12 protein-coding genes are annotated in these 14,676 nt (G+C 70.3%); 8 read left to right on the plus strand and 4 right to left on the minus strand.

The annotated features are described in order from the left end of the window. Positions 1–41: 41 nt before the first annotated feature. Positions 42–956, plus strand: coding sequence for a methylenetetrahydrofolate reductase [NAD(P)H] (gene metF, locus FB561_RS22860; RefSeq protein WP_145810017.1), 915 nt, complete (start codon positions 42–44; stop codon positions 954–956). Between the two features lie 66 nt (positions 957–1,022). Next, complete coding sequence (locus FB561_RS22865; protein WP_145810020.1) at positions 1,023–1,553, plus strand: SixA phosphatase family protein; 531 nt, start codon at positions 1,023–1,025, stop codon at positions 1,551–1,553. Here FB561_RS22865 and FB561_RS22870 read toward each other — a convergent pair. From FB561_RS22870 to FB561_RS22880, 3 genes are all read right to left on the minus strand, one after another. Further along, entirely contained in the window at positions 1,550–3,757 is a 2,208-nt protein-coding gene (locus FB561_RS22870) for a HelD family protein (protein ID WP_145810022.1), read from the minus strand. The genes FB561_RS22865 and FB561_RS22870 overlap by 4 nt on opposite strands. 114 nt (positions 3,758–3,871) lie before the next feature. Then, on the minus strand, positions 3,872–5,179 hold the full coding sequence (locus FB561_RS22875) for a phytoene desaturase family protein (protein WP_145810024.1): 1,308 nt from the start codon (positions 5,177–5,179) through the stop codon (positions 3,872–3,874). After that, a complete protein-coding gene (locus tag FB561_RS22880) occupies positions 5,179–5,790 on the minus strand; it encodes a DUF4126 domain-containing protein (protein WP_145810027.1) in 612 nt (203 codons plus the stop codon). The genes FB561_RS22875 and FB561_RS22880 overlap by 1 nt, the downstream gene beginning before the upstream one ends. 192 nt (positions 5,791–5,982) lie before the next feature. On the opposite strand from FB561_RS22880, the gene FB561_RS22885 reads away from it, so the two are divergent. Then, positions 5,983–7,902: an N-acetylmuramoyl-L-alanine amidase gene (locus FB561_RS22885; protein ID WP_145810030.1), complete on the plus strand. Its 1,920-nt coding sequence runs from the start codon at positions 5,983–5,985 to the stop codon at positions 7,900–7,902. 163 nt (positions 7,903–8,065) lie between these two features. Here the strand turns inward: FB561_RS22885 and FB561_RS22890 are convergent, their stop codons facing one another. Continuing rightward, complete coding sequence (locus FB561_RS22890; protein WP_202880714.1) at positions 8,066–9,097, minus strand: LacI family DNA-binding transcriptional regulator; 1,032 nt, start codon at positions 9,095–9,097, stop codon at positions 8,066–8,068. Between the two features lie 92 nt (positions 9,098–9,189). Between FB561_RS22890 and FB561_RS22895 the strand changes: the two genes are divergently transcribed. The 5 genes from FB561_RS22895 to FB561_RS22915 are packed head-to-tail and all read left to right on the plus strand — an operon-like array spanning position 9,190 to position 14,672. Next, positions 9,190–10,422: an ABC transporter substrate-binding protein gene (locus FB561_RS22895; protein ID WP_145810032.1), complete on the plus strand. Its 1,233-nt coding sequence runs from the start codon at positions 9,190–9,192 to the stop codon at positions 10,420–10,422. Beyond that, positions 10,419–11,378, plus strand: coding sequence for a carbohydrate ABC transporter permease (locus FB561_RS22900; RefSeq protein WP_202880715.1), 960 nt, complete (start codon positions 10,419–10,421; stop codon positions 11,376–11,378). The genes FB561_RS22895 and FB561_RS22900 overlap by 4 nt, the downstream gene beginning before the upstream one ends. Then, on the plus strand, positions 11,375–12,193 hold the full coding sequence (locus tag FB561_RS22905) for a carbohydrate ABC transporter permease (RefSeq protein WP_202880716.1): 819 nt from the start codon (positions 11,375–11,377) through the stop codon (positions 12,191–12,193). Before FB561_RS22900 ends, FB561_RS22905 begins: the two co-directional genes overlap by 4 nt. Then, positions 12,190–13,143 carry a glycoside hydrolase family protein gene (locus tag FB561_RS22910; RefSeq protein ID WP_145810034.1) on the plus strand — a complete coding sequence of 318 codons (954 nt, stop codon included), beginning with the start codon at positions 12,190–12,192 and terminating at the stop codon, positions 13,141–13,143. Before FB561_RS22905 ends, FB561_RS22910 begins: the two co-directional genes overlap by 4 nt. Continuing rightward, positions 13,140–14,672, plus strand: a complete 1,533-nt coding sequence (locus FB561_RS22915; RefSeq protein WP_145810036.1) for an alpha-N-arabinofuranosidase — start codon at positions 13,140–13,142, stop codon at positions 14,670–14,672. Before FB561_RS22910 ends, FB561_RS22915 begins: the two co-directional genes overlap by 4 nt. Positions 14,673–14,676: the final 4 nt, after the last annotated feature.

The following is a 14,676-nucleotide window of genomic DNA, read 5'->3' on the forward strand; positions in this document are numbered from 1 at the left end:
CGGTCCGCCCTGGTGCGCCCACGTCCCGGTAGCCTTGGGGGATGGTCAACGGTCTTCCCTCGACGCGCCCCGGCAGCACGCCGACGATTCGTGAACTGCTCGGATCAGGGGACCGGTCCTTCTCGTTCGAGTTCTTCCCGCCGAAGACGCCCGAGGCCGAAGAGGTGTTGTGGCGGTCGATCCGCGAGATCGAGCAGCTCCGCCCCACCTTCGTCTCGATCACGTACGGCGCCGGCGGCACCACCCGCGACGGCACCATCCGGGTCACCGAGCGGGTCGCCCAGGACACCTCGCTGACCCCGCTCGGCCACCTCACCTGCGTCGCGCACAGCCGCGACGAGCTCCGCTCGGTGATCGGTGCCTACGCCGGCGCCGGCGTCCGCAACGTGCTCGCGCTGCGGGGCGACCCGCCCGGTGGCCCGACCAAGCCGTGGGTCGCGCACCCGGAGGGCCTCAACCACGCGATCGAGCTGGTCGAGCTGGTCCGCGAGCTCGGGGACTTCTGTGTCGGCGTCGCGGCCTTCCCGGACAAGCACCCGGAGGCCAGCGACCTCGACTTCGACGCCCGGATGCTGGCCGCGAAGGCGAAGGCGGGCGCCGACTACGCGATCACCCAGATGTTCTTCGGCGCGGACGACTACTTCCAGCTGGTCGACCGGGCCGCGGCGTACGGGTGCGACATCCCGATCCTGCCGGGCGTGATGCCGGTGACGAACATCAAGCAGATCAAGCGGATGGCCGAGCTGACCGGGATGGCGCTGCCGACCGCGGTGACCGACCGGCTGCACGCCGTCGAGGAGGACCCGGCGGCGGTCCGCGCGGCCGGGATCGAGATCGCCAGCGAGCTGTGCGACCGGCTGCTCGAGGGCGGCGCGCCGGGGATCCACTTCATCACCCTGAACCGCTCGACCGCGACCCGTCAGGTGTACCTCAACCTGCAGGGCACCACGGTCTGACCGGATCGGCCTGGCTCGCCCGGTGTGTACTGCCCGTCGGCGGTGCCGGGCGGCTATGGTGAGGCGATGGCCGACCCGTCCGATCTGCTGATCGATCGCACCCTCGTCCTGCTCCGGCACGCCAAGGCGGTACCGCCCGAGACGATGCCCGACCTGGACCGCACGTTGTCCGATCGCGGCCGCGCCGACGCGGCCGCCGCCGGCCGGTATCTCGTTGCCCAAGGCATCGAAGCGGACCTGGTCCTGTGCTCGCCGTCGACCCGGACCCGGCAGACCTGGAAGTACGCCGCCGAGGGCGGCGCGACCGCCGCGGACGTCTGGTACGACCGGCGGATCTACAACGCCGACAGCGACGAGCTGCTCGCCGTCATCCACGAGGCACCCGCCGAGGCGCGCACGGTGATCCTGGTCGGCCACGGTCCGGGCGTGCCGTGGCTCGCCGACGAGCTGGCCCTCGACGGCACCAGCCCCGAACGCGTCGAGCTCACCCGCAAGTACCCGACCACCGGCCTCGCTGTCCTCCACCACCAGTCCCGCTGGGCCGACCTGGCCGCCAACGACTGCGACCTGGTCAGCTACACGGTGCCCCGCGGTTAAGGGAGCCAGTTGGTGGTGCTGTTGACGGTGATCATGCGCTGGGTCGCCCGGGTCAGCACCACGTAGAGCGCGCGGACGCCGCCCAGGGTGTCGCTGACGATGCGGTCGGGTTCGACCACCACGACCGCGTCGTACTCGAGGCCCTTGGAGTCCAGCGGGCTGACCGCGACCACGCGTGGGTCGCCGAGGTCGGCCAGCGCCGGGTCGATCGACGGGCGGAGCTTCGGCGGGACGATGACGCCGACGGTGCCCTCGACCAGCCTGAGCAGCTCGCCCGCCGCGTCGGCGGCGGCCTCGGCCACCTTGCCGGCGTCGAAGACCCGGTGCTCCGGCTCGACGCCGGTCTGCCGGACCGCGTCGGGCAGGTCCGCGTCCGGGATCTGCCGCCGGATCACCTCGCCGGCGAAGGCGTAGATCTCGGCCGAGTTCCGGTAGTTCGTGGACAGCCGGAACGTGTGCCGCTGTAGGTGCGACAGCATCGACTCCATCGCCTGCCGCGCCTCGTCCGGGTCCGGCCACGAGCTCTGCGCCGGGTCGCCGACGATCGTCCAGCTCGCCTGCGGACCACGCCGCGTCACCATCCGCCACTGCATGGGGGAGAGGTCCTGCGCCTCGTCGACGAGGACGTGCGCGTACTCCTCCGGCTCGTCCGCGTCGGCGGCCGCGGCGGCCCGGGCCCGTCGCTCCGACGTGGTGAGCACCTCGTTCACCCCGTCGGACAGGCCCTCGAGCCAGTCGAACTCCTCGTCCTTGCCCTGCTCGGTGACCGGCGGCCGGCCGAGCTGGTGGACCAGCTCGTCCAGCAACGCGACATCGGCGACGGTGAACTCGTCCGTCCCGCGGATCGCCGCGGCCAGCGCGTCCACCTCGGCCGGGGTGAAGTCGGTCCGCGTCCACCGGGACAACCGGCGCGCGTCACCCAGCCAGCGCAGTACCGCCTGCGGGGTGAGGATCGGCCACCACGACGCCAGGAAGGACCGGTACGCCGGCAGGTCGGAGACCACGTCGCCGAAGGACTCGCGATCCGCGTACACGCCGTTCCGCAGGTCCTCGGGGAACCGCTGCCAGAGGGCGCCGACCAGGCCCTTCCGCGCTTCGGCGGCGGCCCTGTTCCGCGGCGTCCGGCGGAGGGCGTTGCGGCGGACGTTGTCGAGCTGGTTCGCGTCCAGCTCGATCGTCGTCCCGCCGACGAACAGCCGCAGCGTCGTCGGTGCCCCCGGTACCCGGTCCCGGGCGGCCTTCGACAGCACGGTCCGCATCCGCAGCGAACCCTTGATCGCGGCAACTTCCGCCTCGTCGACCGCGGTCGCCCGGACCCCGTCGACGAGCTCGCCGACGGCCCGCAGGGACACGGTGTTCTCGCCGAGGCTGGGCAGGACGCGCTCGATGTAGGCCATGAAGGCGGCCGACGGTCCGACCACCAGGACGCCACCGCGTTCGAACCGGCGGCGGTCGCTGTACAGCAGGTACGCGGCGCGGTGCAGCGCGACCACGGTCTTCCCGGTCCCGGGACCGCCGCCGATGATCGTGACACCGCGGGCAGGGGCCCGGATCGCCTTGTCCTGCTCGGCCTGGATGGTGGCGACGATGTCGCGCATCGTGTGTCCGCGAGCCCGTGACAGTGACGCCATCAACGCGCCCTCACCCATCACCGGCAGATCCTCCGGGGCGCGCTCCGGCGCGAGGAGGTCGTCCTCGATCCCGATGATGCGGGCCCCCTTGTTGCGCAGGACGCGGCGGCGGACGACACCCAGCCGGTCCGCGGCCGTGGCCCGGTAGAACGGCTCCGCGGCCGGGGCCCGCCAGTCGATCACCAGCGGCTCGTACTCCGCGTCGCGGACGCCGATCCGGCCGACGTACAGCTTCTCCAGGTCGGTGGCCTGCTCGGCCGCGGGCTTGTCGTCGCCGCCGTCGGAGTCGAGCCGGCCGAAGACCAGGCCCTCGTGCTCGGCGTCCAGCTCCGCGATCCGCCGGGCCGCCGCGAACACCAGGACGTCGCGCTCGTAGAGGCCGGTCTGCTCCTCTTCGCGGACCCGGCCGACGTTCTGCGCCTGGCCGCGTTGGTGGCCCTCGACCGCGATCCGGGACGCCGATCGGGCGGCTTCCGCGACCCGGTCGTAGACCCGATCGACGTGCTGTTGCTCGGCCTCCAGCTCAGCCCGCTCGACGGTTTCGAGATCGGGTGACGTGGGGGATTGATCCACCGGGGTCCTCTCTACTGCCGGGCGACTTCCCCGACACGGAACACATGAACGGTCAATCTTAGTGCGGCCGTCGTCCGGACCCCAGTCCGGTCCGGCCTCGGCGGTCGCGGATGGTCAGGCCTTGCCGATCGCGTCCGCGACGATCGCGGCACCGAGCGTGGTCGCCGGGACCCCCGAGCCCGGATGAGCGCCCGCGCCCACGCAGTACAGGCCCTTGACCGGGGAGACGTTCGCGGCGCGTCGGCGGGCGGTGCGGTACCCCTCCCAGGCGACGCCGGCCAGCCAGGACGCGGACGTCTGCCGGGTGACGACCAGGTCGCGGACGTGCAGTCCGCGTGCGACCAGCAGATCGAGGACGTCGTCGGTCGGGTACCCGTGCACGAGGACCGACCAGGCCTGGTGGCCCGCAGGCGCCTGGCCGCCGGTCCGCACGGTCACCGTCGGCGAGCCGTGCAGCACGGTCTCGAACGGCAGGCTCGGTACCGGCTCCCGCAGGCCGAGGTGGACCACGTACGCCGCCTGCGCCTGGTGAGTGCGTTCGACCGTCTTCCGCAGCTTCTTCGCGGCCGGGTCGGTGATCAGCTGGGTGTAGAGCACCCGTGGATCGACGTCGCTGACCACGACGTCGGCCGGCAGCGTGCCGCCGTCGGCGAGGCGGACGCCGGTGACCTGGCCGCCGGAGGTGTCGATCCCGACCACCTCGGTCCCGGTCCGGACGTCGACCTTGCGCTCCTTGGTCCGTTGCGCGAGTGCGTCCGCGATCGCGCCGAAGCCGCCGGCCACGGTCCACCGGCCGAAGGTGCGTTCGAGGTACGACCACACCCCGACGTACCCCGGGGTCAGCCGTGGCTCCGAACCGTGCTGGGTCGCGAAGTACCGCAGGACCGCGCGGGCCCGGTCGTCGGGCAGCCGCCGCTCGGCGACGCGGTCGAGCGACTGCCACGGTTTGAGTCCGCGGATCGCCGCCAGCGACCAGCGGTCCGTCAGCGGCGGTTCGAGCGAAGTCTTGCGCAGGATCTGCCAGGTCTCGCCGTATCCGTCGACCAGGTCGGTCCACGCCTTCGCGACCGGCTCACCGGCCAGGTCGGTCCACGCCTCCTGCTGCGCGCCGCGGTCGCCGACCGGAAGGTCCAGGATCGACCCGTCGCCGAACAGATGCCGGCGCGGCTCGGTGATCGGGTCGAGCTGGACCAGCGACTCCATCGGCCGGCCGGACTTGCGGAACAGGTCCCGCAGCGCGGCCGGCAACGTCGTACTGGCCGCGCCCGCGTCCCAGCTGAAGCCGTCGGCCTCGATCCGGCCGAGGGCCCCGCCGAGCCGGTCCTCGGCCTCGCACAGGGTCACCTGGTGGCCGAGCTTGGCCAGCCGGACGGAACTCGCGAGCCCGGCGAGGCCGGCCCCGATCACGATCACGCGGGCCATCAGACGGCACTGCTCCCTGTCAGCGGGGCGCGCCGGCGTTCTCGCCAGGCACGGAAACGGGCCATCCCGCGCTTGATCGCGCGGAAGGCGAAGTAGACGGCGACCAGGCCGATCAGCAGCAGGACCCCGGCCACGATCAGCGCCGCGGTCGGGTTCACGGCGGCGAGCGAGACGACACCGAGCACGGCCACGTCCTCGCCGGAGGACGCCGCGATGTTGGTGACCGGTTCGGGGGAGGTGTTGATCGCCAGCCGCAGACTCGACTTCACCAGGTGCGACAGCAACGCGACCAGGCCGCCGGTGGTGGCGATGAAGGCCTGCTCGAGGGTGCTCGCCTGGCCGGACATCAGGGCCGCGATGATCGCGCCGACGGTCGGCCGGATCAAGGTGGAGATCGTGTCCCACGCGGAGTCGACGTACGGGATCTTGTCGGCCACGAACTCGAAGGCGAACAACACACCGGCCCCGATCAGGACGCCGTTGCCGGTCAGTGCGACCGGGACGTCGTCGGCCCCGGCGAACCGGCCGAGCAGACCGAGGACGAGGACACAGGCGTACGCGTTGATGCCGCTCGCCCAGCCCGTCGTGAACGCCAACGGCAACGCTTCCATCGTCCTGCTCCATCACCTTCTGTCGCGGCCCCCGTGGACCACGCCTGCCGCCAGTATCCGGGCCTGGAGGTAGTCAGAATCGAACCGACCGGCCCGACTTTTGGTTAAGCGTTGACATCCTCCGCGCCGCGACCCACAGTGAACGGGCTGCCAGTCTGAGTAACTGGCACTCCAGATCAGGGAGAAGCGAACATGCGTCGTCGTCCGAAGATTCTCGCCGCACTGGCAGCGGTAGCGCTGCCGATGGCCGTGACCGGCGTGTCGTCCGGCGGCCCCCCGGCAGCGGTGGCGTCCACACCGTCGCCCGGGCTGGCCGCCGCGTTCCAGGCCGCCGCCCAGCAGTACGGCGTACCGGAGTCCGTCCTGCTGGCCGTCTCCTACGCGGAGACCCGGTGGGACGACCATCAGGGCCAGTCGAGCACATCCGGCGGCTACGGCCCGATGCACCTGACCGCGGTCGAGCCGAGCGCGCTGGTCGAGCGGTCCGCCGGGCAGAAGCTCGCGAAGGGCGACTCGCTCCGCACGCTCTACAAGGCATCCGACCTGACCGGCCTGGACCCGGCCGCCCTGCGCAACGACGCCTCGGCCAACGTGGCCGGTGGCGCCGCCGTGCTCGCCTCGTACCAGAAGGAGCTCGGTCTCCCGGTCGGGAGCGAGACCTCGCCGGCCGACTGGTACGGCGCGGTCGCGGCGTACTCCGGCTCGTCGAACCGCACCGGCGCGTCGGCCTTCGCCGACGACGTGTACGCCATCCTCGCCCGCGGCGCGGCCCGGACCACGAACGTCGGCCAGCAGGTCGCGATGCCGGCCCAGCGGGTGAACCCGGCGAAGGACCAGGTCGCCCGGCTGAAGCTGTCTGCCGGGGTGGCCCAGCAGAAGGGCGCGGCCGGCGTCGAGTGCCCGGCCGCCCTCGCGTGTGAGTCGCTGCCGGCGCCGTACCAGGAGACCGGGGGCGGCGACTACGGCAACCACGACCTGGCGAACCGGCCGAAGACCGGCAAGATCGACTACATCGTCATCCACGACACCGAGGGCGGCTGGCAAGGCACCCTCAACCTGGTGCAGGACCCGACGTACGTGAGCTGGCAGTACACGATGCGCTCGTCCGACGGCCACACCTGGCAGCACGTCAAGGCCGACGACGTCGCCTGGCACGCCGGCAACTGGTACGTGAACATGCACAGCATCGGGATCGAGCACGAGGGCTTCGCGGCCCAGGGCGCCACCTGGTACACCGAGGCGCTCTACCGGAACTCGGCCCGGCTGGTCCGCTATCTCGCGCAGAAGAACGACATCCCGCTGGACCGGGCCCACATCATCGGCCACGACCAGGTCCCGGGCACGCTGCCGACCACCGTCGCCGGGATGCACTGGGACCCGGGACCGTACTGGGACTGGGAGCACTACTTCGACCTGCTCGGCGCGCCGATCTGGGGGCACAACGTCTTCCCGGTGAAGGTCGGCTCGATCGTCACGATCAAGCCCGGGTTCGCCGACAACGCGCAGGTCGTGACCGGCTGCACCGGCGCCGGGACCACCTGCACCCCGCAGGGCACCAACTTCGTGTACCTCCGGCAGGGCCCGGACGACGCGGCTCCGCTGGTGAAGGACATCGGTCTGCGGCCCGGCGCGTCCGCCTCGACCACGCAGGTGTCCGACATCGGCGCCCGCGCGGCCGCCGGTTCGCAGTACGTGGTGGCGCAGCGCCAGGGTGACTGGGTCGCGGTCTGGTACCTCGGTGCGCTGGCGTGGTTCAAGAGCCCGGCCGCGGCGCCGGACGCGTTCGCCAAGCCGGGGCTGGTGGTGAAGCCCAAGGCGGGCAGGACCACGGTGCCGGTGTACGGCCGCGCGTACCCGGAGCAGGCCGCGTACCCGGCGGGGATCCCGTACCAGACGGTGACGCCGCTGCAGTACTCGATCGGCGCGGGCCAGGCGTACCCGGTCGGGGACGCGTCCATCGAGACCGACTACTACCGGGCGACCACGTTCGCCGGGGAGCCGCCGACGGACCACGTCCAGGTACTCGGCAAGGACCGGTACTACCAGATCTGGTTCGGCCACCGGATGGCGTACGTCCGGGCCGCCGACGTGGATCTTCGACCGGCCGTGTAGTCGTTCGTCCACCCGTTCGTCACAGCGGGTCGTCCAGCCGTGGGGCTGGGCGGCCCGCTGTTTTCGTTCGCCGTGAGGTCTTGCCGCGCAGGAGGTTTATCGATATACCTCATCGCAACGAATCGCCGTCGAGGAGGTGCTCGCGATGAGGAAGCCCGCGCTGTCAGGCCTGGAGCGGCCTGGTCGTCTCCCGCGCCACCAGGCGGGCGGGGACGACGTGCTCGTGCGGCTCGGTGGGCTGCGCGTCGCCCATCTGGCGCAGCAGCAGATCGACGATGGCGTCGGCCATCGCGTCGTGGCCCGGGTTCACCGAGGTGAGCGAGGGGACCAGGTAGCGGGACTCGTCGACGTCGTCGAAGCCGACCACCTGGACGTCACCGGGCACACTCAGCCCGGCGTCGGCCAGGGCTCGCAGCGCGCCGATCGCGACGACGTCGGTCAGTGCGAACACGCCGTCGAAGCCGATCCCGCGCTCCAGCAGGGACTTCACGTCCTCGTACCCGTCCTCGAGCCGGAAGGACGAGGGGACGACGAGCCGCGAGTCGGTCGGGACACCGGCCGCCGCATGGGCCTCGGCCCAACCCTGGGCCCGCAGGGTCGGCATGCTCGTCGCCTCCGTGCCGGGGGTGCCGCCGAGCAGGGCGATCCGGCGGGACCCGGTGGCGAGCAGGTGCGCGGTGGCCTGCCGGGCGCCGTCGACGTTGTCCATCATCACGTGGTCGAACCGCGACGGCGTCACCCGTTCGCCGATCACGACCACCGGCGACTCGGTGCCGACCTGGGCCAGTTCGGCCGGATCCAGGTCGACCACGCTGAGGATCAGCCCGTCGTACATCCGGAGCCGGGAGAACGCGACCGCGTCGAGCTCGCCCTGCCGGCTGGCCTTCGTCCGCTCGACCACGATCCGCAGTCCGTGCCGCTCGAACCGGTCCGCCAGCCGCGCGGCCAACTGGGCGAAGTACGGCCGCTCCAGCTCGGGGACGGCGAGCCCGACCACGCCGGTCCGGCCGGCCCGCAGGTGCCGGGCGGCCAGGTTGATCTGGTACCCGAGCTCGGTGATCGCCGCCAGTACCCGTTCGCGGGTCTCGGCGCCGACCCGCGGCCGGCCGTTGATGACGTTCGACACCGTCATCGTCGACACCCCCGCCGACCGCGCCACGTCGGCCATCGTCACGACGCTGGACGGCTTCTTCATGACCTCACCTTAGGCCGCGTCGGGCAGTCCCCGCCTACGGCGCGGGATCACCAGACACGACCTAGTTCCCCTTCGAACCCCTGGGAGATGCGATGAAACTGCGCTCGATCCTGGCCGCCTTGACGGCCCTGGTGATGCTGGCCGGTTGCGGCGGCAGTGGTGGCAGCGGTGGTGGTGACGGCAAGCTGACGTTCTTCTCCTGGGACAACGAGGAGACGATGCGGCCGGTGATCGCGAAGTTCGAGGAGCAGAACCCGGGCGTCAAGGTCGAGTTCTCCAACGCCCCGCCGGTCGCGGAGTACATCTCCACGCTGCAGTCGCGGATCCTGTCCGGGACGGCGGCCGACGTGTTCGTGATCGCGGCCGAGAACAAGACCAACCTGATCAACGGCAAGCACGTCGTGGACCTGAAGGACAAGCCGTTCCTGGCCAACGTGCCCGACTTCAACAAGACCACGTACTCCGGGCCGGACGGCGCCGTCTACGGTCTGTCGGTCGCGTCCTGGGGTGCCGGGGTGCTCTACAACCAGGACCTGCTGGCCAAGGTCGGCGCGACCTCGGTGCCGAAGACCTGGGACGAGTTCCTTGCCCTCTGCAAGAAGCTGAAGGACGCCGGGATCACGCCGTACCTGGAGTCGGTACAGGCGATGTCGACGCCGCTGGCCGCCTTCCTCGGTGCCCAGAACGCGGCGGCCGGGAACCAGATGGACAGCAAGATCTTCGACGGGTCGGCGAAGTTCACCGACTACTGGGTCGAGCCGCTGACGCAGTGGTCCCGGCTGTGGCAGGAGGGCCTGGTGACCCGGAGCGTGACGGGCCTGACCGGTGATCAGGTCCGGACCGAGTTCAGCAACGGCCGGACCGCGATGATTGTGGCCGGGCCGTGGGACGTGCCGGGCGTGCGCAAGGAGGCGCCGAAGCTGAAGATCGCGATGGCGCCGATCCCGGGGATCGCCGGCGGCAAGCCGTACCTGGCCGGCGCGGCCAGCCCGGGGTACGCGATCAACGCGAAGGCGAAGAACAAGGAGGCCGCGGAGAAGTTCCTCGCGTTCCTGGACACGCCCGAGGCGATGGCGCTGTACCAGAAGGCGACCGGCGCGATCACCGTGACCAAGGACTTCCAGCCGCAACTGGACGAGGCGCTGACGCCGATCGTGTCCGACGTGCGGGCGGGCAACGTGTACCTGCCGCAGATCGCCTGGAAGCGGGCCGAGGACATCCTCAACGTCGAGGCCACCGCGCAGTTGCAGCTGCTGGTCCAGGGCAAGGCCACGCCCGAGCAGGTCGCCGCTGCCCTCGACACCAAGTTGGCGAGCACGTCGTGACGGGTCGCCTTCTCGCCTCCGTGCCGACGGCCGGTGCGCCGACGGCCACGGAGGCGACCAGGCGGTTCAGCTGGTCCCGGGCGCGCGAGGTGTCGGCGAACCAGCTCTTCCTGGTGCCGGTCGCGCTGGTGTTCGTGGTGCTCCTGGTGGTGCCGCTGACCCAGACGTTCTACTGGAGCCTGACCGACTTCAGCGGGTACTCGGCCGACGCGAAGTTCGTGGGCCTGAGCAACTACGGCAAGGTGCTGACCGATCCGTCGATGCTGGCCGGGCTCGGCTTCACGCTGGCCTACACGATCGGGACCGCGGTCCTCATCACCGCGTTCGCGATCCCGCTGGCCGTGGTGCTGAACAAGAAGTTCTTCGCCCGGAACCTGGTCCGCTCGGTGTTCTTCTTCCCGGCCGTCCCGAGTATCGCGATCCTCGGCCTGGTCTGGGGGTACATCCTGTCCCCGCTCGGTTCGGGCGTGCTGAACTCGGTCCTGGACAGCCTGTTCGGGGCCGGGCCGTACCCGTGGTTGTCGGACGCGACGCTGGCCCGGTTGTCGGTGATCGTGGTGGCCGTCTGGGGCGGAATGGGCTGGCACGCGGTGCTGTACCTCGCGTACCTGCAGTCGATTCCGGCGGACTACTACGAGGTGGCCACGATCGACGGCGCCTCGGCGCGGCAGCAGTTCGTGCACATCACCTTGCCGCTGCTCACCCCGGCGATCGTGATCAGCAACTTCCTGCTGATGACGGGCGGGCTGAAGGTGTTCGACCTGCCGTTCACGCTGACCAAGGGCGGGCCCGGATACTCGACGTACACGATCACGCAGTCGATCATCACCAGCGGCGTGGCCCAGGGCCGGTACGGGCTGGCGTCGGCGCTGGCGGTGCTGTTCACGTTCGCGGTGGGCCTGGTGGCCGTGGCCCAGTTGTGGGTGTCGCGGCGGATCGAACGGAGGGTGCTGTGAAGCAACGACGGTCCCCGCTCACGAGTGTGGTGATGCTCGCGCTGGCCGCTGTGGTCGGCGTCCCGCTCTACTACATCGTGGTGAACACCTTCAAGACGCAGGCGGAGATGACGGCGTCGCCGCTCGCGCTGCCGACCGGGATCTTCCTGGACAACTACCGGCACATCTTCGAGACCGTGCCGCTCGGGCAGAGCTTCCTGAACACGTTCCTGGTGACGGCGGCGTCGATCCTGACCCAGCTGTTCGTCGGGTCCACGGCCGCGTACGCGATGGCGATGCGGATGAGCCGGTTCAACCGGATCTTCGGGGCGGTGCTGCTGCTCGGGTTCATCGTGCCGGGCCAGTCGACGCTGATCCCGCTGTACCGGATGCTGGTCGACGTCGAGCTGGTGGACACGTTGCGCGGGCTGGTGGTGATCTACACCGGCGGCGCGATCTTCTGCTACTTCCTGATCCAGGGGTACATCAGCCGGCTGCCGTTCGAGATCATCGAGGCGGCCCGGATCGACGGGGCCGGGCCGTTCCAGATCTACTGGCGGATCGTGCTGCCGCTGATCCGGCCGATCCTGGTCACCGTCGGGGTGTTCCAGACGATGTGGATCTGGAACGACTTCATCACCCCGAACGTGTTCCTGAGCTCACCGGAGAAACGCACGCTGGTGCTGCAGGTCTACAACTCGGTGGGGGAGTTCACCACGGACTGGCCGGCGTTCATGACGATGAGCGTGCTGGTGCTGGTGCCGATGGTGGTCTTCTTCATCCTGACCCAGCGGCACATCGTCAGCGGGCTCCTGGCCGGCAGCGTGAAGTCGTGAGGCGGGCACCGTCCCCGCTGTACACGGATCCGTTGCACCGGGCACCGACCGACCCGACCCTGATCGCGGGACCGGACGGGCGGTGGTGGATGTTCTACACCCAGCGCCGCGCTGCCGAGCCGGACGGGGGAGTGCGGTGGGTCCACGGCACCGACATCGGGATCGCCACGTCGCCCGACGGCGGGCTCACCTGGGCGTACGAAGGTGTTGCCGAAGGCCTCGATCCACGGCCGGGCCGGAACACGTTGTGGGCGCCGGAGGTGGTCAGCGCCGACGGGCGGTTCCACATCTTCACCAGCTACGTCCCGGGTGTGCCGGATCGGTGGGAGGGTCATCCGCGGTCGATCCTGCACCACTCGTCGACCGACCTGCTGACCTGGCGGTACGAGGGGGCGCTGCCGCTGGAGTCCGACCGGGTGATCGACGCTTGCGTTCATCGGTTGCCGTCGGGTGGTTGGCGGCTCTGGTACAAGGACGAGGCGCGGGGGTCGACCACGTGGTCGGTGGACTCCGCTGACCTGTCCGAGTGGTCGAAACCGGTGCCGGTGATCACAGGGGCGCCGCACGAAGGGCCGAACGTGTTCCGGTTGGGTAGGTACTACTGGATGATCACCGACGAGTGGCGCGGACAGGCCGTTCATCGGTCCGACGACCTGACCCGGTGGGAGCGGAGCGGCCTGATTCTCGCGGCGCCTGGGACCCATCCGCTCGACCAGGGCTTCGGTCATCACGCCGACGTGGTGGTCGGGACGGAGCCCGGTGGGGGCGAGGTCGGGTGGGTCTTCTACTTCGCCCACCGCGCTGTACCGGATCCGGTGGTTGCCGATCCGGGTCGGTTGACCGACGTGCATGTCGCCGTGCTGCGTGCCGACGGCGACCAGCTTGTTTGTGACCGCGACGAACCCGTCGCCCTGGACCTACGACGATCCCTCGAAGGAGATCCCTCTTGACCACGGAGTCCACCCCCAGCGCCCGTGTCGTGATCGACCTGGACGTGCCCGGCCCGACCATCAGCCGTCACCTCTACGGTCACTTCGCCGAGCACCTCGGCCGGTGCGTGTACGGCGGCTTCTACGTCGGCGAGTCGTCCGAGCTGCCGCACGAGGCGGGGCTCCGGCTCGACGTGGTGGAGGCACTGCGGGCGCTGAACATCCCGAACCTGCGCTGGCCGGGCGGCTGCTTCGCGGACGAGTATCACTGGAAGGACGGCATCGGGCCGAAGGAGCAGCGGCCCGGCATGATCAACACGCACTGGGGTGACGTCGAGGAGAACAACCACTTCGGTACGCACGAGTTCATGGCGTTGTGCGAGCTGCTCGGCGCCGAGCCGTACGTGAACGGCAACGTCGGCAGCGGCACGGTCCAGGAGATGAGCGAGTGGGTCGAGTACCTGACCCGCGACGGCGACAGCCCGATGGTCCGGCTCCGGCGCGAGAACGGCCGGGACGAACCGTGGACGGTGCCGTTCTGGGGGATCGGTAACGAGGCCTGGGGCTGTGGCGGCAACCTCCGCGCCGACGCGTACGCCGACCTCGCCACCCGGTACGCGACCTTCCTCAAGGACCACGGCGACAACAAGTTGTACCGGATCGCGGCCGGCGCGGCGGACGACGACCTGGCCTGGACCGAGGCGCTGATGAAGGTGATCAGCTGTCTCGGCTGTGGCAAGGAGCCACGGAACATCTTCCAGGCGGTCTCGTTCCACTACTACACGGTGCCGGGGCCGTGGGCGCACAAGGGCAGCGCGACCTCGTTCGACGTCGACGACTACTACCGGACGATGCTCAAGGCGCAGGACGTCGAGCGCGTGATCGCCGGCCATTCCGCGGTGATGGACGCGTACGACCCGCAGCGCAAGGTCGGCCTGGTGCTCGACGAGTGGGGCACGTGGTGGGATGTGGAGGCGGGGACGAACCCGGGCTTCCTGTACCAGCAGAACGCGCTCCGGGATGCGCTGGTCGCGTCGCTGCACTTCGACGTGTTCCACCGGCATGCCGAGCGACTGGTGATGGCGAACATCGCGCAGACGGTGAACGTCCTCCAGGCGATGCTGCTGACCGATGAGACCGGTGGCCTGGTCCTCACCCCGACGTACCACGTGTTCGAGATGAACAAGGGGCACCACGACGCCACCTCGGTCCCGGTCCACGTGGTCGACCGGCCCGCGGCGTACTCGGTGGATGGGAAGGACCTGGAACTCGTCTCGGCCTCGGCGAGCGTCAAGGACGGTGCTGGGCTCGTCTCGCTGACGAACCTGGATCCGACGTCGGCGTTGGACGTCGTCCTCGATCTGCGGGGTGCCGGACTCGCGTCGTCGGTGGGCCGGATCCTGGCCGCGCCGAAGTTGCACGCGCACAACACCTTCGCCGAACCGGCGGCCGTCGTCCCCTCGGAGTTGGACGTGACCGAGGATCCGCGTGGTCTGCGGGTGAACTTGCCGCCGCACTCCTTCGCGACTGTGAGCCTGCGGCTAGTCTGAGGCC

This window comes from Kribbella amoyensis, from assembly GCF_007828865.1.
In the GTDB taxonomy this organism is placed as follows: Bacteria; Actinomycetota; Actinomycetes; order Propionibacteriales; family Kribbellaceae; genus Kribbella; species Kribbella amoyensis.